The organism is Carnobacterium funditum DSM 5970 (genome assembly GCF_000744185.1).
Lineage (GTDB): Bacteria > Bacillota > Bacilli > Lactobacillales > Carnobacteriaceae > Carnobacterium_A > Carnobacterium_A funditum.
Genome location: NZ_JQLL01000001.1, coordinates 418,561 through 439,165, shown reverse-complemented (window position 1 = coordinate 439,165; position 20,605 = coordinate 418,561). Strand labels below are relative to the sequence as shown.

Here is a 20,605-nt window from a genome sequence, read left to right as displayed (position 1 = left end):
ATAAAAAAGCTCCCTTTTCGTCTATACAATAAGACAAGAAGGGAGCCATTATTTTTATAAAAAAGAGTTTTTTATTTTAAGTTGTAATTTACGCCTGGAGTATAACTGTTTTTTGCATCCCATAATAGAAACTCATTTACGCCAGCTTCATGTAATGCTCGAACTTGATCAGATACTTGAGGGGCACCATAATTTATATAGTTGCCAGCTCCTAGATAAGATGCAGTAAAGTCTTGCAACCATGGTCTTGACTTAGGAGGCGTTTTTAATGTACTTAATAATTTATTTTCAACTTTCATGTATTCTTGGACCAATTTATAAGGTTCTAAATCTGGTTTTGCAATTCCAAAATAAGACCCCCAATGACTAGGATAAATCATCGAAGAAATCACATCAACATTTTCAGAAATTTTGCTGAAGTTTTGTCCAATTCCTGGAGCTTCTGGAACCGTAGCAGCATAACCAAAAATATCTACAGAAACTTCGACTCCGTATGGGCGTAGTTCTTCACGCGCATATTCAACAAAGTCCGTCACAGCAGCCACACGTTGCTGCACATCATCTAACTCATTATCTTTATAAGCACCACGAGTGTAACTTAAGCTATCGCTTTGAGTTTCGAATCCTTCTGGAAAACGAACATAATCAAACTGCACTTCTTTAAATCCCATTTTTGCTGCTTGTTTGGCTACTTCAATATTGTAATCCCATACTTCTTTGGAGAAGGGGTTCACAAACGCATCACCATTACTGTTTTTCCAAACACTGCCGTCCGAACGTTTAAAAGATAATTCTGGTTTAGCTTCTGCTAGCAAAGTATCTTTAAAAACAACGACTCGAGCAATAGGGTAAATTTGATTTTTTTCTAAGTTTTTCATCATTAATTCTGGATCGGATACATAGTTTTGTGTGCTTTCTTGAATGAGTTTATTATCTGATTTGACATCCATAGTCAGATGTCCAATATCATCTTTTACATCAATAACCATCGCATTTAAACCACTGGATGTGACGAATTCAGATAATTCCGCCATTCTTTTTGGTGCACCAGCAGAGTAAGCTGTTAGGTAGACCCCTTTGACACCATCTTCAGGATAAGCAATTTCAATTCCACTATCATAAGCAAATTGTGCAGGAAATTGTTTCGGGATACTTAAAAGAGGGAGGCTATTAATTTCAATTAATGGATTCTTAACAGGTTTCTCTGCTTGAGTTATTAAGGGAAAAGACACAAGTAGTAACAAACTTAATAAGAGACTAGTTGTTATTTTATTGTAATTCATTATTTAGTAGATTCCTCTCTTTCTGGCGATAGAATAAGTGCTGGATCTATTAATGTATATCCTTTTTCTCTCAGACCTTCTGCAATACCAACAACTGCTTCATTTGTCCAAGAGCGATCATGCATCAATAAGTTTGCTCCTTCGTTTAAGTATTCCGTATGTAACATAACATCCGTTAAGGCTTGGGGATTTTGATATTCTGCTTCCCAATCATAACCATAGGTCCAATTCATAAATACCATATTTTCTTGTTCGATGATTTCTGCTGATGTATCTGTATTTACTCCGAATGGAGCTCTAAAGAAACGAGGTTTTATTCCAATTGTTTCATAAATCAACTCATTTGTTTTTACTATTTCTTCGCGTTGTTCTTCTGGACTAATGGCACTTAAGTTTGCATGAGTTTGTGAATGATTCCCAATTTCGAATCCCATATCATATATTTCTTTCAGCATTTCTTTGCCTTCATCTGATTCTATATACATACCATTAATAAAAAAAACAGCCGGTGCATCAATAGACTTTAACTTTTTAGCAATCTCAACTGCATGCTTATCAGGAGCATCATCAAACGTTAATAAAGCGACTTTTTTATTATCTGCTTCGTTCATTGGTTCAATAGTAAAAATAGCTGGATTGACTTGATAGGTATATTCTATAGATTGAGATTCTTCAGCTACAGTTCCCTTTTCAGATGAATCACTCTCACTCGATACGTTCATCGCACTCGAGTCGCTTTCGCTAGACTGAGTAAGAGAGGAAGTGTCTGATTTTGTTCCGGAAGCAACTGGATCGTTTGTTTGACAGGCACTTAGAAGCAAAGCACTGATTAAAGTTACTCCACAAATTGAAACTACTTGTTTCATTTTTTTATCACTCCAATCGTTATTTTGTTGAGTCTGACAATGAGTTTAATGTTTTTTCAGCCTCTGTACGGTACTTGTTTAATTGGTTAAATTGTTTATTTAATTTTTTTAATTGTTCTTTATTTGATGTATCCAATTCATTAACAGTGGTCATTCCATCAGTTAGTGTTTGATAAGTAGCTTCTTTTGTACCGAGTGACTTAAAGTATTTTTCTTCTTCAACTAGGTTTTTGCTGTATTGTTTAGTGTATTCATTAAGAGAGGTACTTAATTCTTTCATACTATCTGTTAAAGAATTCATCGTATCTTCAGGTAGTTTGTCACCATCATTTTCAACTAAACTTTTTTGAGTAGTATTTAGTTTAGTTGTTGATTCGTTGATTGTTTTAACTGAATTTTTGCGTTCTTCGATATTTTTGAATACAGCCGAGTTTTCATCCGTAAATGGATTTGTTTTTTGCTCCTTAGATAAAGCCAATTCGAAGGTTTCTTGTAACCCCTTTTCTTGCTTTGTAACAGCATTTATTTCAGAAACAATCGTTTGTTGAATCGGTTCAATCGTTTCAGTACTCTTTAAAGCCTCCACAATTCCGTCATTTGCACAACCAGTTAAAAAGAAAGCTGCAGTCATAACATAAGCTGCTGTAGCATGTTTTTTCATTAGTTTATATCTCCTTTTTTCATCAAATTTTAAACAGTGAAGGACTATAATCCGATAAAGACATAGCTCCATTAACAACAACGTGAATTATTATATCAAAAGACAGCCTTTTTCCAAAATGATAACTTTAGTTTTTATTCATATTTTTATAATATTTTAGAAAAAATGACAAAAAAATAATCCTCATCCAATTAAAGGAGGGGATTTAAAAAAAAGAAGACGGTAACCCTTATGGACGAATTACTATGTCTACCTATGCAATGGAATACAAACTTTTTTTAGCATCATCTTTACTGATGAATACACAATAATCTTTTTGATTATACCCAATTTCTAAATCGTTTTGATAAGAAACAGAATGGGACTCGATAATAATATAACGCATCTTCACTCGATTTTCGCTATCTTCTAAATCTAGCGCAAATTGGTAATCATCATTTTTAAATAGCAAACCTTTGATTTGCCAAACTTTTTCAATAATAGGTTTTTTCATAATAATCTCCTTTCTTTGCCTGACATTAATTGTACACCCTATTTAAGATAAACGCCAACTAATATTACTTATAATAGATAAAAATAATAAAAACCTATCACTAATCGGCGTTATCATGTAAAATGAAAGGACAGTTCATATTCATATATTGTGATAAAGTGAGGTTTACAAATGTTTTTATATTATGCTCTAGCTCTTTTGATTATAGGAATCGACCAATTAACAAAGTACTTGACCGTCGCAAATATAAACTTACATGAAGTGGTAGAAGTTTTTCCGAATATTTTATCATGGATGTATCTACAAAATACAGGTGCTGCATGGAGTATCTTAGAAGGACAAATGTGGTTTTTTTATAGCGTTACATTTGTTGTTGTTGTCGTGGTCATTTATTATTTGCAAAAATATGGCCATCAAAGTGGATTGCTATCCTTATCCTTATCGTTTATTCTGGCAGGTTCCATAGGTAATGTGATAGATCGCATTCGTTTAGGATACGTTGTAGATATGATTCGTTTGGAGTTTATTGATTTCCCAATATTTAATGTTGCTGATATGGCGTTATCCATTGGCGTAGCACTAATGATTTTGTACGTATTTTTAGATGAACAAGAGAAAAAAAGAGATTTAAACCATTAGTTTACAATTAAAAAGGAGTTTTTACATGTCTCAAACTTATCAATTTAAAATAGAAAACGAAACCGGCCGTTTGGATAAAGTGATTGTTGAATTACTTCCGACGTTCACTCGCTCTCATGTCCAACAGTGGATTAAAGAAGGCGATGTGACCGTTAATAACAAAGCTGCAAAACCCAATTATAAAGTGCAATCTGGAGATATCATCGCTATTATTGAACCAGATTTAATTCCGCTTAATGTTGAAGCCGAGAATATCCCTATTGAAATCGTTTATGAAGACGAAGATATGTTGGTTATTAACAAACCGCAAGGAATGGTTGTTCATCCGTCGGCTGGACACCAAACAGGAACTTTAGTCAACGCATTAATGTATCATGTAAAAGATTTATCCGGAATAAATGGAACGATTCGACCTGGAATTGTGCATCGTATTGATAAAGATACGAGTGGCTTGTTGATGGTTGCAAAAAATGACTTAGCTCATGAAAATCTTGCAGCGCAGTTAAAAGATCATACTTCTTTAAGAGAGTACTATGCGCTAGTTCACGGGGTCATTCCTCATGATAAAGGGACCATTGACGCACCTGTAGGACGCTCAAAGAATGACCGTAAAAAACAAGATATCATCGATGACGGACGTTCAGCTGTAACCCATTTTCAAGTTTTAGAACGGTTTAAAGATTTTACGTTGGTATCTCTCAAATTAGAGACGGGAAGAACTCATCAGATCAGAGTTCATATGAAATATATTGGCTATCCTTTAGCAGGAGATCCCATTTATGGACCGAGAAAAACACTTCCCGGAAAAGGACAGTATCTTCATGCCCGTGTTCTTGGATTTAAGCATCCAAAGACAAGCGACTTTTTAACTTTTGAAGCTCCGCTGCCTAAATTATTTGAAGATACCCTTACTGAATTAAGAGAAACTCGTTGACTTTTTGTATTCAACAATGTAGAGTTTTGATTAGAAGAAAATTGAAGAAATCCTTTAATTCCAGTCCTGTGAGACTAAGAAGGAGCATACACGTACGAGTGAATCGCTAATTTTATTTTTTAGATAAAAATAGTTGCTCTCTCTAGATGCCCTCTTACCTAATAGGCTAAGAGGGCATTTTTTTAATATTTTATTTATTACTAAAAATAAAAACACGATACTATTCCTAAAGGAGATGAAAAATGAAGTTTAAATCTGAAGTAGAAGTAGTTGATGGAGCCGCAATGAAACGTGCGTTAACGCGAATTACTTATGAAATAATTGAACAAAACAAAGGATTGGAGGATTTGGTTCTAGTCGGAATTAAAACCAGAGGTATTTATCTTGCACAACGGATTGCTAATCGAATGAAAGAACTAGAAGCAGTATCCATTCCAGTAGGAGAGTTAGATATTTCATTATACCGCGACGACGTTCACACAAGTGATAACCGTGAGCCAGAAATAAAAGGATCCAATATACCTGTAAGTATTGAAGGCAAACAAGTTATTTTAATTGATGATGTTTTGTTTACTGGACGAACGATTCGTGCTGCTTTAGATGCACTAATGGATATTGGCAGACCGATGAAAATATCTTTAGCGGTCTTAGTGGATAGAGGTCATAGGGAGTTACCGATTCGTGCCGATTTTGTCGGGAAAAATATTCCAACTTCATTAGAAGAGCAAATCAAAGTTGCCGTTCAAGAAATTGACGGAGAAGATCATGTTTTAATTCAAAAATTAAATTAACTAACGTGAAGCTTTAATTGAGTCCAGAGAGACACAAAAGGTCACTATCACATTTTACTAGTGCAGGATTACTGTGTGTAAAAGTAAAATGATAGAACCCAACGGTCTCCTTTAGACTTTTGGGTTTTTTATTTAGCAAAAATCTGATTGGGGGAGATAAAATGGATGGAACAGTAAAAGTAAATCAATTAAATCATTTTGTTTCAATTGAAATGCTAACGAATACAGAGATACTTCAATTGATAAGGCGGGCAAAAGAATTTAAAAATGGTGCAATCCCACCATACTATGAAGATAAATATGCCGTTAATTTATTTTTTGAAAATAGCACAAGAACACACAAAAGCTTCGAAATGGCAGAAAATAAACTCGGCATGAAAACAATCGATTTTGAACCATCCCTTAGCAGTGTTTCTAAAGGAGAAAGCTTGTATGATACTGTTTTAACTATGTCTGCTATTGGTTTAGACGTCGCTGTTATCCGTCATGGTTCAGAAGCTTTTTATAAAGAACTCGTTGAAAGCTCTACAATATCTTGTGCCATTATTAATGGCGGTGATGGGGCAGGTCAACACCCTAGCCAATGTCTATTAGACTTGATGACTATTTATGAAGAATTCGGTTATTTTGAAGGATTAAAAATAGCGATTGTCGGAGATTTAACCCATTCGCGTGTTGCAAGATCAAATATGCAAATGTTGCAACGACTTGGCGCTCTTCTCTTTTTTTCAGGTCCACTTGAATGGTACGATGAATCATTTGATCAATATGGTCAATACGTACCATTAGATGATTTGATAGCAAGTGTCGACGTTGTCATGCTTTTAAGAGTACAACATGAAAGACATGAAACATATGGTGCTTTTTCTAAATCTGCCTACCTAAAAATGTATGGATTGAACGAAAAAAGAGAACGCCACATGTTAGATCATGCAATCATTATGCATCCTGCGCCAGTTAATCGCGATGTAGAACTACAAGGTTCTCTAATGGAATGCGCACGATCACGGATTGTAACTCAGATGACAAATGGTGTTTATACAAGGATGGCTATTTTAGAAGCTGTATTGGAAAATAAAAAAAATGAAAATAGTGGGGGATAATCATGTCATTATGGATTAAAAACGCTGTTACGATAAGTCAAAATGGACAATTCGTCCGTACTGAGATTATACTTGATAAGGGTTGTATCCATTCTATCGGAATTGGACAAACGCTAGCTCAACCGGATGAAATAGACAGTCTAGACATTATTGATGCACAAGGAGCCCTAATGACACCAGGGTTAATTGACGTCCATGTTCATTTAAGAGAACCTGGATTTCCTGATAAAGAGACAATTAAAACAGGAACTATGGCAGCAGCTAGAGGTGGTTTCACCACAATATGTGCTATGCCTAATCTCAATCCAGAACCAGATACAGTTGAAAAGATGAGCGCTGTTCAAGAAAAAATAAAAGTGGATGCTGTAATCAATGTCTTGCAATATGCTCCCATAACAAAAGGACTAACAAGCCATCACTTAACCGATCAACAAGCTCTATTAGCTGCGGGGGCATTTGCTTTCACAAATGATGGAGTCGGTGTGCAAACAGCAAAAACCATGTATAAAGCTATGATAGAAGCGGCAAAGAATAAAACAACCATTGTTGCTCATACAGAAGATGATTCGCTACTATTTGGTGGAGTGATGCACGAAGGAGTCCGTAATAAAGAGTTAGGTCTACCTGGCATATTAAGTATTACAGAAGCTAGTCATATTGCCAGAGATGTATTGATTAGTGAAGCTACAGGTGCTCATTATCATGTCTGTCATGTCTCAACAAAAGAAAGTGTTCGAGTGATAAGAGATGCAAAGCGTGCTGGGATATCTGTAACAGCTGAAGTTACTCCACATCATTTGTTGCTATCAGAAGAAGACATTCCTTCAGACACAAGTATGTACAAAATGAATCCACCTTTAAGAAGCAAAAAAGATCGTGAAGCTCTGATTTTAGGTTTACTAGATGGTACAATTGATATGATAGCTACTGACCATGCTCCACATACAAAGGAAGATAAAAATAAGGGTATGTTAAATTCACCGTTTGGCATTACAGGAAGTGAAACAGCTTTTTCTTTACTTTATACATTTTTAGTAGGTCCTGGTATAGTGACATTATCCCAATTAGTTAGCTGGTTAACGACTAAGCCGGCAACTGTTTTTGGATTAAATACTGGTGTACTAAAAACTGGCTATCCAGCAGATATTGCCTTATTTGATTTAAATACAGAAAAGGGCATTTTTGCTAAAGATTTTCTATCTAAAGCTACAAATACACCATTTATTAATTGGACAGTAAAAGGCACAACATTAATGACCATCGTTGATGGAAAAGTTGTTTATAAAAAGGAGCGTTAAGTATGGATCGAATATTACTGTTGGAAGATGGAACAGTCTTTAAAGGAAAAGGATTTGGTTCTTTAATTGATACTATCGGAGAAGTGGTTTTTACAACAGGGATGACTGGATACCAAGAAATAATTACTGACCAGTCATACAATGGTCAAATGATCGTTTTTAATTATCCTTCAATCGGAAATACAGGGATTAATCGGAATGATTATGAATCTATTGAGCCAACTTGTAAAGCGGTTATTGTTAAAGAGTTTGCACGTGTGCCCTCGAATTGGCATAGTCATATGAATTTAGACGAATTTTTGAAAAATAAAAAAATTCCAGGAATTGCTGGAATCGATACTCGGAAATTAATGCATCTTCTTCAAAGAAAAGGGGTCATGCGTGGGACAATCGTTGATGTTCAAGACGATTTTAATCATGCCTTCGATCAATTAAAGGCGACGGTTTTACCTATTCAACAAGTAGCGCAAGTGTCTACATCTAGACCATATGTTAGTCCAGGGAATGGACGGAATATTATTGTTATTGATTTTGGCTTAAAACATAGCTTGTTAAAAGAATTAAATAAAAGAGACTGCCAAGTAACGGTACTGCCTTACGATACACCTGCTAAAGCTATTTTAAATTTAGAGCCTGATGGCATATTGTTAACAAATGGTCCTGGTAATCCTAATGACTTGCCTCAAGTTTTAACGATGATTAAAGCCATTCAAAGTAAAGTCCCTGTATTTGGAACGGGGTTAGGCCACCAATTGATGGCATCAGCTAATGGTTGTAGTGTCGTTAAAATGAAAGTAGGACATCGAGGTTTAAACCATCCAGTAAAAGAAATGGCTTCAGATCGTCTTTATTTAACTACACAAAACCATGGATTTCTAGTCGATTATGAATCAATTGATCAAACGAATCTGTTGGTTACTCATGTCGAATTAAACGATGGTTCTGTTGAAGGAATAAGACACCGTCATTACCCTTCGTTCAGTGTTCAATTTAATCCAGATGCTGCACCAGGACCGCATGATGCAACACATTTATTTGATCAATTTATGGAGTTGATTGATTTTTGGAAGGGGGAAAAGAGTGTATGGCCAAACGAACAGACTTAACTAAAATAGTGGTTATTGGTTCAGGACCAATTGTTATTGGACAATCAGCAGAGTTTGACTATGCGGGAACACAAGCTTGCTTATCCCTTAAAGAGGAAGGGTATGAAGTTATTCTCATTAACTCAAATCCTGCGTCTATCATGACGGATAAAGGGATTGCTGATCGTGTTTACATTGAACCTCTTACTTTGGAGTTTATTTCCAAAATATTACGCAAAGAACGTCCAGATGCCCTTATTCCAACATTAGGTGGACGAACTTCTTTAAATGCAACAATGGAATTAGCTGATTCAGGTCTTTTAGATGAATTAGGAATTGAGTTATTAGGGACGAAACTACAAGCTATTAAACAAACCGAGCACCCGGATTTATTCAAAAAGCTAATGAAAGAATTAAATGAACCCATTCTTGAAAGTGTTATTGTCAAAACTGTTCAAGAGGCCGTTCTTTTTTCTGAAAAAGTGGTATTTCCTTTAGTAGTCATGTCTATGAGCAATAAAGTAGGATCTGTTAAAGTAAGTTGTAGAAATATAGAAGAGTTAGAGACAGCTGTTAGCAAAAGTTTAATGCGTTCTTCAATTAATCAGTGTTTAATTGAAATGAATGTTGCAGGGTATAAAGAAGTAGAATACGAGGTCATTCGCGATAAAAAAAACCAAGCCATGGTTAGTTGCAATTTAGAACATCTTGACCCTGTCGGTATACATACAGGAGACTCCATTGTGTTCGCTCCTAGCCAAACGTTAACGGATAAACAACATCAAATCCTTCGTGATGCTGCCTTAACCATTATCTGCGCTTTAAAAATTGAAGGAAGTTGCACGATTCGTTTTGCTTTAGATCCCCTCACCTTAGAGTATTTTATCCTTGGAGTGAATCAATGTGTCAATCGTTCAACTGCAATAGCCAGTAAGGCAACGGGCTATCCTATCGCAAGAGTCGCAACCAAACTTGCTGTTGGCTTGACAATAGATGAAATAAAAAACCCAGGTACAACTAAATTTATTTCCGAGTTTGAACCGGCAATGGATTACATCGTTTCAAAAATTCCTCATTGGCCGTTCGATAAATTTGAAAAAGGGGATAGGGGGCTGGGCTTGCAAATGAAGTCCACTGGAGAGACTATGTCGTTCGGGCGAACCCTAGAAGAATCATTATTAAAAGCCGTTCGTTCTTTAGAAATTGGTGTTTCCCATGTCTTTTTAGAAGAAACAGCTTTTGCTACAGACGAAGAAGTGTTCCAAAAAGTTAGCCATGCTCAAGATAACCGTTTGTTTTATTTAGCTGAAATTATCCGAAGGGATTACCCTATCGAAAAACTAGCTCTAGAAACAAACATTGACTTGTTTTTCTTAGATAAGTTAGCTCATATTATCGAAATTGAGAAAGAGTTGAGGAATCATTACTTTGATCAAGATAAGCTAGCATACGCTAAATCTTTTGGTTTTTCAGATGAGTTTGTTGCTTTGCTGTGGGAAACAACTGCATCAAAAATTGTAGCATTTCGCTATGAGCATAATGTTATTCCTGTTTATAAAAAGTTAGGGCCTTATTCACAAGATCTTGAGGCAAAGGTAGCTGGTTTTTATAGTACTTATGAAGAGGAAAATGAAAGTTTTGTAACTTCAAAAGAGTCAGTTTTAGTTTTAGGGTCAGGACCAACACGTATTGGTCAAGGTATAGAGTTTGATCATGCTGTTTTCCATTCTATTAAAGCCATTCAAAAAGCTGGGTATGAAGCGATTATTATAAATAACAATCCTGAAACGGTTTCAACTGATTTTTTGATTTCTGATAAATTGTATTTTGAACCATTAACATTAGAAGATGTTATGCATGTGATTCGTTTAGAAAATCCTATTGGTGTAATGATACAGTTTGGTGGACAGGCAGCCTTTAAGTTAGCTGAATCGCTAAATCAATTAGGGGTCTCATTATTGGGTACAACAGTTTCTGATATTATTCATAGCCAGAGTCCTATATCTTTTGAAGAGGCACTAAATGACTCAGGAATCCCTAAATCGATCAGCGCGATAGTCACAAATAAAAAGGATGCTCTTTCTAATGCAAACCAAATAGGATATCCAGTATTAATTAGACCGGTTTCAAAATTCAACGAGAAAAAGCTAGAAATCATTGAAAATCAACTAGATTTAAAAAAATATATGACCCGTTCACTCAATCATTCTCCCTATTCAGCTTTATTGATCTCTCAGTATATAAATGGGATAGAAATAGAAGTAAATGCTATCAGTGATGGGAAAACTATTTTAATCCCTGGAATTGTGGAATATATTGAGCGTTCAGGAATTCATTCTGGAGATTCAATGGCTGTTTACCCGCCACAATCTTTAAAGTTAGAAACAAAACGAATCATTATTCAATATACCAAACAATTGGCCCAACATTTAAGCTGTATTGGATTGATAAATTGTCAATTTGTTGTATTGGAAGACCAAGTTTACATTAGTAAAGTTCATTTTCATGCAAGTCGCACAGCTCCTTTTTTAAGCAAAGTAACCGGAATACCGATAGCTGAAGTTGCGACCAATGTTATTTTAGGTCAGTCTTTAAAAAGTCAAGGGTATCAAACTGAATTAACAATAGAATCCAAGCTAGTTCATGTTAAAGCGCCAGTATTTTCTTTTGCTCAACTGCAAAAAGTGGACGCGCTTTTAGGCCCAGTAATGAAGTCAACAGGTGAAGTGATGGGTAGCGATCGCACTCTTGAGAAGGCTCTTTACAAAGCTTTTGAAGCCAGTTCTTTGCATTTAGCTGATTATGGCACAGTTTTGTTAACCTTAACCGATAAAGATAAAGAAGAATCTTACTCTATAGCACAACGGTTTCATCAAATTGGTTATCAGATTATTGCAACGAGCGGAACGGAAAAGTTTTTAGCCAATAAAAAGATACCTGTTCAAACTATTGCTAAATTAGATGAAACAAGATCAGAGAACATTTTAGACGTTATTGCTAAAGGAAAAGTCCAACTGGTTATCAATACAACAGGTCGTACAAAAAAAGATGTGAAAGATGGAGAGCTTATTCGAAAAAGCACAATCGAACATGGGATCCCTTTATTGACTTCTCTGGATACTGCCGCAGCTATTTTAAGTGTTTTAGAAGCTAGGACATTTATGACTCAATCATTATAGCATTCGCTTTTTTATCAGCACAAAATTAGAAGAGTTAAATGGCTAAGCAACTAAATGAATATTTCTGATATAAAGTAAAAAATGACCTAAGTATTAGGAGGAAAATAGATGAATCAATTAGGAGTTACGTTACCTGGTCTTAAACTAAAAAATCCTATTATGCCAGCCAGCGGACCATTTGGACTCGGTGAGCGGTACAGGGATGACTTTGATTATAGTATATTAGGCGCTATCATTATTAAATCAACAACTAGCCAAGCTCGAGTAGGAAACCCAAAACCTTGTTACCATCATTTAGACACTGGCCTTTTGAATGCGGTTGGCTTGAAGAATCCTGGTGTAGATGTCGTTGTGAATGAAAAGTTGCCTGCATTGAAAGATTTCGACACTCCTGTTATCGCAAGTGTAGCTGGTACAACGACAGCAGAATTCGTCGAAGTAACAAAAAAATTATGCCAGTCGCCCTATGTAAAAGCTATTGAATTGAATGTATCATGTCCGAACGTTGCGGAAGGCGGCTTAACGTTTGGTTCTAATCCAGAAGCCGTTCGCTTGATGACTGAAGCAGTCAAAAAAATAGCCACTGTGCCCGTCTATGTGAAATTGACGCCCAATGTAACGGATATTGTTGCCATTGCTCAAGCAGCTGAAAAGGGTGGTGCAGACGGTATCAGTATGATTAACTCACTTTTAAGTATGGCGATTGATTTAGATACAAGAAAACCGTACCTCTCAAATAAAACTGGAGGGTTATCTGGACCAGCAATCAAACCACTAGCAATACGGATGATTTACCAAGTTTCAAGGGCTATTTCTATTCCGATTATTGGGATGGGGGGCGTTTCTACCGCTGATGATGTTCTCGAAATGATTATGGCTGGAGCGAGTGCTGTTGCTATTGGAACGGCTCAATACAAAAACCCACTAGCATGTAAAGAAATAATAGAAGCTCTTCCTATCCGAATGAAAGAATTAGGGATAGAGAGTATTGAAGGGTTAATAACAGAAGTGAAAGAAGGAAGACGGAATGAATACTAAACCAATTGTTGCATTAGATTTTTCTACAAGCTCAGAAATAAACCATTTTTTAAGTGAATTTAAAGAAGAATCTTTATTTGTAAAAGTTGGGATGGAACTGTATTACCAAAATGGTCCAGAAATTGTGAAGTATATAAAAAGTCTCGGACATGAAATCTTTTTAGATTTAAAGTTACACGATATCCCGAACACCGTCAAACGTTCTATGCAAGGGTTGGCCGCTTTAGATATTGATATGATAAATGTACATGCTGCGGGTGGAAAAGAAATGATGAAAGCGGCAATGGAAGGAATCCTTGCCGGAACTCCAGCCGGAAGTGAGCGCCCCAAATTAATAGCCGTTACTCAATTAACCTCTACCACGCAAGAAGCTATGCGCACTGAACAGTTGATTGAAGTCCCTTTATTACAAAGTGTGATACATTCCGCACAATTAACCCAGGATTCTGGTTTAGATGGGGTTGTTTGTTCAGCTTTAGAAGCTCGTTTGATAAAAGAACAAACGACTTCTAATTTTTTATGCGTCACACCGGGAATACGATTAAATGGCGCTGAACAAGGAGATCAAAAAAGAATCGCAACCCCAATTTTTGCTAAAGAAAATGGAGCAAGTCATATTGTCGTTGGACGTCCGATTACATTGGCAGCAGACCCGTTAACTGCATATCTTGCAATCAAAAATCAATGGAACGGAGTCGGAAATTAAATGAATAGTAAACAAATAATTGCAAAACATTTATTAGATATTGAGGCGGTTAGTTTAAGTCCCGCTAGGCCTTTTACTTGGGCTAGCGGCATGAAAAGCCCAATTTATTGCGATAACCGTATTACAATGAGTTATCCAATCATTCGGAAAGAAATTGCACAAAATATGGCTGAATTAATAAAAGAAAACTATCCTGACGTAGAGGTGATTGCTGGGACAGCTACAGCTGGTATACCTCATGCTGCATGGGTTGCGGATATCTTGGATTTACCAATGATTTATATACGTGGAAAAGCTAAAGAACATGGCAAAGGGAATCAAATTGAAGGACGAATATTACCTGGACAAAAAGTAGTAGTCATTGAAGATCTCATTTCAACAGGAGGAAGTGTTCTTGAGGCTTCTACTGCCATTATTCAAAGTGATGCTATCGTTCTTGGAATAGCAGCTATCTTCACATATGAATTGCTAAAAGGAAATGAAAACTTTAAAAACCATCAGATGCCTTTAAAAACATTAACCGATTATACAACTTTAATTGAAGTGGCATTAGAAACTGGAGATATTTCAAAAGAAGAAATGACTCTTTTGAAAAAATGGAAGCAAGATCCTATCCATTGGAATGATTAAGCACTAAAAAAATATACACTATAGCGAATAAAGAATAGCTATAGCGTATATTTTTTTGATTATATTTTCAAGTATATGAGTATAAAGAATAGGAGTGGTGCTTTAATAAATAGATAGGTATCTTTTATTCTTTTAAATCTTTAACCAAATCTTTATCTGGTGTTACAAAAACAGTCTGTTGCCCTTCATAAATAACAAATCCTGGTTTCGCACCATTCGGTTTTTTAATCTTTTTAACTTCTACGACATCAACTGGTACAGAAGCTGAAAGTTGAGACTTAGAAAAATAGGCAGCAATGTTAGCAGCTTCGCTAATGGTCTGTTCAGAAGGACTGTTGTTTTGAATGATAACATGAGAACCCGGGATATTTTTAGCATGAAGCCAAATATCGGATTTTCTAGCTGTTTTCATTGTTAACAAGTCATTTTGTAAGTTGTTTTTTCCTACTAATATCGTATCTCCATCGCTAGAAATGTATTTATCTGGACTGCTCGCTTTTTGTTTCTTTTGCTTTTTTTTATTCTTTTTGTATTTTTTTCTTAAATAACCTTGTTGGACTAACTCTTCTTTAATTTCAGCAACATCTTTCGGTGTAGCAAGCTCCAATTGCGTGGACACGGAATCTAAGTAATCGATTTCCTCGTTTGTTAACTGGATTTGTTCCGTTACAAAGATAATAGCATTTTTTAGTTTCTGGTATTTTGAGAAAAACTTTTGTGCATTTTGAGATGGCGTACTTCTCGGATTTAAATGAATCGTTAGTGGCTGATCATCATCATAGAAATTGGGTAAAGTAACTTCTTTTTGACCTTTGTGTAGTTCGTGTAGATAAGCTGTCAGTATCTCTCCGCGTAAGCGATAGTCATTAGCTAATTCAGTTTCTTGCATCGTTTTTTTAAGTTTTTTCATTTTTTTAATATTGCGTTGCAGTTCAACTTGAACAATGTGGATTAAATCAGAAGCTTGTTGTTGCACGCGATCTTTTTCAGCTTTAACCTGATAGTATTGATCTAACAGAATGCTTAAAGTAGGATAAGTTTCAGTTTCTCCATCTAAACTAACGTAGGGAATTGGTGTGAAAAATATTTTTTTATTCATTGTGGTTAAAGTAGGCGTAAGTTTTCTTATCCGTATCGTTTCAACAAATGAGTCCATAGTTTCTTGGAATTTTTCTAACTGACCGTCACTGCGATAAGCTAGCTCCTTAGCTGTTTCAGACCCAATACCTTGATACTCTTTTTGAATGAGTTGTTGTAAGGACAATTCTTCTTCGTTTTCAACGTCTTGTATCGCTTTTGTTTTTCCAGTTTCAAAAGGATCGGCCTTGTCTTGGTAAGGTGGGTTAACATACGTTGAACCAGGCATCATGGTTCGGAAAGTATTTTGGCTTACTGGAACGTGCTTGATTGTATCAATGATGCGGTTGGTATCTTGTTCTACTAAAAATAGATTACTGTGTCGACCCATTAATTCAACAATCAACATAACATTTTGAATATCTCCTAATTCATCACGACTTTTAAACGTAAAATGAATCATACGATCATTGCCTACTTGTTGTATATCTTCTAAAATAGCTCCTTCTAGATGCTTACGCATAACCATACAGAAATTAGGTGGTGCACTAGGGTTTTCATATGGAATATCTGTCAGTTGAATACGAGCATAACTGGGATGAGCAGATAAGAGTAGTTTATGATTTTTTCCGTTTGCGCGCATAACAAGAACAATTTCATTTTTGTACGGTTGTTGTACTTTTGAGACCCGCCCATTTTTAAGACCTATTTTTAATTCATCAACCATTGCATGAGTGAATACTCCATCAAATGACATGTTTTTTATCCTTCTTTCTATAACTTAAGTGAAAAAAGCTTAGCTGATTTCGCTATTAAAATTAAACTATAATTGATTAAATGACCAATTATAGTTTATCTTCTCATTTTTTATTATAACATTATTCGTCTAGAAGATAAATTACTTGAAAAAGTCTGCTCAAAAAAGGTATTATCTATTTAACTTATTTTTTATAAATTTATGATGATAAAGGAGAAACAGATGGATTGGTATTACGAAGGAGAACGAAGACCAGAAAATTGGAAAAACATTTGTGAAGCTTTTAAAAAAGCAGAAGAAGGCAGTTTACAGTCACCTATACAATTAAGTGAGCAATATACTAAAAAAAATCAAAATCAAAAATCCTTAAACTTAAGGTATCATTTAACTCAATTTGAAACGTCATTTTTTAATCATACCGTTCATTTGACACCATTACCGAACGAGAAATTAAATGTTCTTTTTTTCGATTATAAAAAATATGTTTTAGACGATATCCATTTTCATTTGCCTAGTGAACATCACATTAACCAAGAATCTTTTCCTTTAGAAATGCATCTAGTTCATAGATCTAAGGATAACGAGCTCTTAGTATTAGGTATTACTGTGATTCCTAATAAAGAACCAGCAAATTTAGAAAAGTCTCGAATAGATAGTCTAGCTTTAAATCCAAGAATTTCAGGAAGAGGATTGTTGGTGCCAGTTGATGTCGCTAAATTATTGCCCATTAAAAGGCAGTACTTTCATTATACCGGCTCTTTAACAACGCCTCCAACTATTGGTCCAGTTAATTGGATTGTTTTTAAAAATCAAACATACATGCGTAAAGGTTTACTGCAAGCCTTTAAAGAAAATGTTGGAAAAACAAATCGGCCACTTCAACCACTTGAAAACCGAACTGTTTGTTTATCGGATTAAATTTTTATTTCTATTTCTTAAATATATACTTGACTCTTATTAAAACTCCTAGTAAACTAACGTAAATAGCTTTTAAAACCAATATAAAGGAGTGTCTATCATGATAAATTTTGTAATCGTTAGTAAGGAACTAAATAGCCGTTGGCATAATCAAGATAGACAGGTTGATTTATGAGATAGTTTCATAGATACAACCTTCAGGAAGTATTCTGAATGAGTATCTATGTTGGTTTATTTAAGCAATCGGGAAATAACTCCGCATAGAGTAGACTTTTATTTATTCTATGTGGAGTTGTTGTATGTAAACAGCTACCACAAGTGCTTCTTGTGTAGCTGTTTATTTTTTTATGAGTTTTTAACATCTAAAAAGGAACAGTAAAAAATAAGTCTTACCATTTCAAAAAAATGAAAGAAAAATGACTGGAGGCAGGAAGAATGAAAAAAATGATTGGCTTTATCAGCTTGTTGAGCATTGTATTAACTATCGCTTTTTTTAAAGAAAAAGGTGACTCAATTGAAGTGAATAAGGAAAGGTTACCTGTTGTGGGAGTCTTACAATTAACAAGCCACCCCGCATTAGACGTTATTTACGAAGGCATTATTGACGCGTTAAACGAAGAAGGATTTGTGGATGGTAAGACGATGGATTTAGATTTTCAAAATGCACAAGGAGATCAGAGTAATTTAAATTCAATGAGCACACGTTTCGTTAGCCATAATGCAGATTTGATGATTGGTATTGCTACACCCTCTGCTCAAGCTTTAGCAAATAGTTCAAAGGAAATCCCTATTATTCTTGGGGCAGTGACGGATCCAGAAGGTGCTGGCTTAGTAAAAAACAATAAAAAGCCAGGTGGAAATATCACAGGAGTAAGTGATCTAACACCTATAAAAGAACAATTTGAGTTAATAAAAGAAATTCTTCCAAATGCAAAAAAAATAGGAATTCTTTATTCGTCAAGCGAAGATAATTCTATCGTTCAAGCGAATCAAGCTGTAGAAATAGCCGCATCAATGGGATATGAAACAATTATTTCAACAGTCTCTTCCACGAACGATGTTTCGCAAGTAAGTTCTTCATTGATTAACCAAGTAGATGCAGTTTGGGTTCCTACTGATAATACGATTGCAAGCGCAATGAGTACGTTAGTAGCCGCAGCAGATAACAAGAAAATACCTGTATTTCCAGCTGTCGACACCATGGTTAATGAGGGTGGGTTAGCCACTGTCGGATTAAATCAGTACGAGTTAGGAAAATTAACAGGTAAGATGGCTGCTACTGTGCTTAAAGGAGAAAACAACCCCCAAACTATGCCTATACAGTATTTAAAAGAAGGAGAAATAATCATTAATGAAGAAAAAGCTAAACAACTAGGAATTACTATTCCCCAACACGTTTTAGATAAAATGAACAGTCAATAGACTAAAGAAGGCAGGGAAAAATATGGAATTAATTACAACAGCTACTGCACAAGGGTTATTGTGGGGTATAATGGCTTTAGGAATTTTTATAACTTATCGTATTTTAGATTTGCCAGATATGACGGCTGAAGGATCATTCCCACTAGGCGCAGCAGTATGCGCTCGTTTGATTATAGCCGGAATACATCCGCTAGTGGCTACTGCAATAGCTTTTCTTATTGGTGCATTAGCTGGATCTATTACCGGATTTTTAATTACTAAAGCTAAAATACCAGGCTTGCTCGCCGGTATTTTAACAATGACAGGTTTGTATTCCATTAATTTAAGAATTATGAATCGAGCAAATTTAAGCCTGTTAGGAGAAGCTAAAATAACTGATTTATTTAAATCCTTATCTTTACCTAATCAGTTTGATACTATTTTTATAGGTCTGGTTTTAGTGACATTTATGATACTATTTCTTTTTCTGTTCTTCCGAACTGAATTAGGTCAAGCCATTATTGCTACTGGTGATAATGAGAAAATGGCACGCTCACTAGGAATTTCTACTGACCAAACTAAAATATTAGGATTGATGCTTTCAAATGGTATTGTAGCTGGAGCAGGAGCTTTAATCGCTCAAGACAATGGTTATGCAGATATTAGCATGGGTATTGGAACTATCGTTATTGGTTTAGCTTCCGTTATTATTGGTGAAGTTATCTTTGGTAATTTATCGTTTGTTAATCGCTTAATTTGTGTGGTACTAGGTGCTATTATTTATCGGTTCATCATTATGTTTGTTTTGCTCATCGGACTGCAACCAAACGATTTAAAATTAATATCAGCTTTCATACTAGCTATATTTTTAGCTTTACCAAGTTTAAGGCAAAAGCTAAATTTAAATTTTTTTACTAAAGAGAGGTTTTAATGATGACACAAAATGACGTTTTAATTTTAAAAGATATCTCAAAATCATTTTACCCAGGTACTCCTAATCAAAATAACGTTTTAAACCAATTAAATTTAACTGTAAAAAAAGGTGATTTTATCACAATTATTGGTGGGAATGGTTCTGGGAAATCTACTTTATTAAATAGCATTGCCGGAACTTTTCTAATTGATAAGGGCTCAATCAAAATTAATGATGAAGAAATTAAAAAATTAAAAGAAGAGCAACGTGCGAATATGATAGGAAGAGTTTTTCAAGATCCTTTGATGGGAACCGCGCCAAGAATGACGGTCAGTGAAAATCTATCGATTGCTTACCGTCGTGGTCAAAAAAGGACTATGAGGAGAGGAAGTTCATCAAAAGAACGAGAATATTTTGAACGTTTATTGATAAAATTAGACTTAGGTTTAGAAAAAAGATTAGATAGTGAAATGGGATTACTTTCAGGTGGACAAAGACAGGCGATTGCTCTTTTGATGGCTACAATGAAAAGACCAGAATTACTGTTATTAGACGAACATACAGCAGCACTAGATCCAAAAACAGCAAGTGTTGTTTTAGAACTAACTCGCAAAAGAATTGAAGAAGAAGACTTAACTGCTTTGATGATCACCCATAATATGCAAGATGCTCTTAATTATGGAAATCGTTTAATTATGTTAGATAAAGGCCGAGTTATTATTGATCTTTCCGGTAAAGACAAACAGGATTTAACTGTTGAAGAAGTTTTAGATTTATTTCAAAAGAGCACAAAAAGCCAACTGTTAAGTGACGAGATGTTATTAAGTTAATTC

The 20,605-nt window shown here is 35.2% G+C and carries 19 protein-coding genes; 14 read left to right on the top strand and 5 right to left on the bottom strand.

What is annotated here, in order from left to right; all coding sequences use genetic code 11:
* Positions 1-71 precede the first annotated feature (71 nt).
* The 4 genes from BR44_RS01930 to BR44_RS01915 form a co-directional block, all read right to left on the bottom strand.
* On the bottom strand, positions 72-1,283 hold the full coding sequence (locus BR44_RS01930; protein WP_034550150.1) for a putative glycoside hydrolase: 1,212 nt from the start codon (positions 1,281-1,283) through the stop codon (positions 72-74).
* Positions 1,283-2,149 carry a polysaccharide deacetylase family protein gene (locus BR44_RS01925; RefSeq protein WP_034550147.1) on the bottom strand — a complete coding sequence of 289 codons (867 nt, stop codon included), beginning with the start codon at positions 2,147-2,149 and terminating at the stop codon, positions 1,283-1,285. Before BR44_RS01925 ends, BR44_RS01930 begins: the two co-directional genes overlap by 1 nt.
* A gap of 19 nt (positions 2,150-2,168) precedes the next feature.
* Entirely contained in the window at positions 2,169-2,810 is a 642-nt protein-coding gene (locus tag BR44_RS01920) for a YkyA family protein (protein WP_034550144.1), read from the bottom strand.
* A gap of 253 nt (positions 2,811-3,063) precedes the next feature.
* Positions 3,064-3,303: a hypothetical protein gene (locus BR44_RS01915; RefSeq protein ID WP_034550142.1), complete on the bottom strand. Its 240-nt coding sequence runs from the start codon at positions 3,301-3,303 to the stop codon at positions 3,064-3,066.
* 171 nt (positions 3,304-3,474) lie between these two features.
* Here BR44_RS01915 and lspA point away from each other — a divergent pair, with 171 nt between their 5' ends.
* The 10 genes from lspA to pyrE all read left to right on the top strand — a co-directional run bounded on the left by lspA (position 3,475) and on the right by pyrE (position 14,706).
* Complete coding sequence (gene lspA / locus BR44_RS01910) at positions 3,475-3,942, top strand: signal peptidase II (protein WP_034550140.1); 468 nt, start codon at positions 3,475-3,477, stop codon at positions 3,940-3,942.
* Between the two features lie 25 nt (positions 3,943-3,967).
* Positions 3,968-4,876: an RluA family pseudouridine synthase gene (locus BR44_RS01905; protein WP_034550138.1), complete on the top strand. Its 909-nt coding sequence runs from the start codon at positions 3,968-3,970 to the stop codon at positions 4,874-4,876.
* Between the two features lie 242 nt (positions 4,877-5,118).
* Complete coding sequence (gene pyrR / locus BR44_RS01900; protein ID WP_034550135.1) at positions 5,119-5,667, top strand: bifunctional pyr operon transcriptional regulator/uracil phosphoribosyltransferase PyrR; 549 nt, start codon at positions 5,119-5,121, stop codon at positions 5,665-5,667.
* Positions 5,668-5,828: 161 nt separating this feature from the next.
* Positions 5,829-6,770: an aspartate carbamoyltransferase catalytic subunit gene (locus tag BR44_RS01895; RefSeq protein ID WP_034550132.1), complete on the top strand. Its 942-nt coding sequence runs from the start codon at positions 5,829-5,831 to the stop codon at positions 6,768-6,770.
* A 2-nt stretch (positions 6,771-6,772) separates the two neighbouring features.
* Positions 6,773-8,068, top strand: a complete 1,296-nt coding sequence (locus tag BR44_RS01890; protein WP_034550130.1) for a dihydroorotase — start codon at positions 6,773-6,775, stop codon at positions 8,066-8,068.
* Positions 8,069-8,070: 2 nt separating this feature from the next.
* Positions 8,071-9,174: a carbamoyl phosphate synthase small subunit gene (locus BR44_RS01885; RefSeq protein ID WP_034550127.1), complete on the top strand. Its 1,104-nt coding sequence runs from the start codon at positions 8,071-8,073 to the stop codon at positions 9,172-9,174.
* Positions 9,153-12,332 (top strand): carbamoyl-phosphate synthase large subunit, encoded by a 3,180-nt coding sequence (gene carB, locus BR44_RS01880; protein ID WP_034550126.1) that lies wholly within the window; start codon positions 9,153-9,155, stop codon positions 12,330-12,332. Before BR44_RS01885 ends, carB begins: the two co-directional genes overlap by 22 nt.
* 108 nt (positions 12,333-12,440) lie before the next feature.
* Entirely contained in the window at positions 12,441-13,370 is a 930-nt protein-coding gene (locus BR44_RS01875; protein WP_034550124.1) for a dihydroorotate dehydrogenase, read from the top strand.
* Positions 13,360-14,076 carry an orotidine-5'-phosphate decarboxylase gene (gene pyrF, locus BR44_RS11790; RefSeq protein WP_034550122.1) on the top strand — a complete coding sequence of 239 codons (717 nt, stop codon included), beginning with the start codon at positions 13,360-13,362 and terminating at the stop codon, positions 14,074-14,076. The genes BR44_RS01875 and pyrF overlap by 11 nt, the downstream gene beginning before the upstream one ends.
* A complete protein-coding gene (gene pyrE, locus BR44_RS11785) occupies positions 14,077-14,706 on the top strand; it encodes an orotate phosphoribosyltransferase (RefSeq protein ID WP_034550120.1) in 630 nt (209 codons plus the stop codon).
* A 124-nt stretch (positions 14,707-14,830) separates the two neighbouring features.
* On the opposite strand, the gene BR44_RS01860 is transcribed toward pyrE, so the two are convergent.
* Positions 14,831-16,540 carry an NFACT RNA binding domain-containing protein gene (locus tag BR44_RS01860; protein ID WP_034550118.1) on the bottom strand — a complete coding sequence of 570 codons (1,710 nt, stop codon included), beginning with the start codon at positions 16,538-16,540 and terminating at the stop codon, positions 14,831-14,833.
* A gap of 222 nt (positions 16,541-16,762) precedes the next feature.
* On the opposite strand from BR44_RS01860, the gene BR44_RS01855 reads away from it, so the two are divergent.
* The 4 genes from BR44_RS01855 to BR44_RS01840 all read left to right on the top strand — a co-directional run bounded on the left by BR44_RS01855 (position 16,763) and on the right by BR44_RS01840 (position 20,602).
* Positions 16,763-17,458, top strand: coding sequence for a carbonic anhydrase family protein (locus tag BR44_RS01855; protein WP_034550116.1), 696 nt, complete (start codon positions 16,763-16,765; stop codon positions 17,456-17,458).
* A 435-nt stretch (positions 17,459-17,893) separates the two neighbouring features.
* Positions 17,894-18,880, top strand: a complete 987-nt coding sequence (gene trpX, locus BR44_RS01850) for a tryptophan ABC transporter substrate-binding protein (protein WP_034550114.1) — start codon at positions 17,894-17,896, stop codon at positions 18,878-18,880.
* 22 nt (positions 18,881-18,902) lie between these two features.
* Entirely contained in the window at positions 18,903-19,790 is an 888-nt protein-coding gene (locus BR44_RS01845) for an ABC transporter permease (protein ID WP_034550112.1), read from the top strand.
* Positions 19,790-20,602, top strand: coding sequence for an ABC transporter ATP-binding protein (locus BR44_RS01840; RefSeq protein WP_034550110.1), 813 nt, complete (start codon positions 19,790-19,792; stop codon positions 20,600-20,602). The genes BR44_RS01845 and BR44_RS01840 overlap by 1 nt, the downstream gene beginning before the upstream one ends.
* Positions 20,603-20,605: the final 3 nt, after the last annotated feature.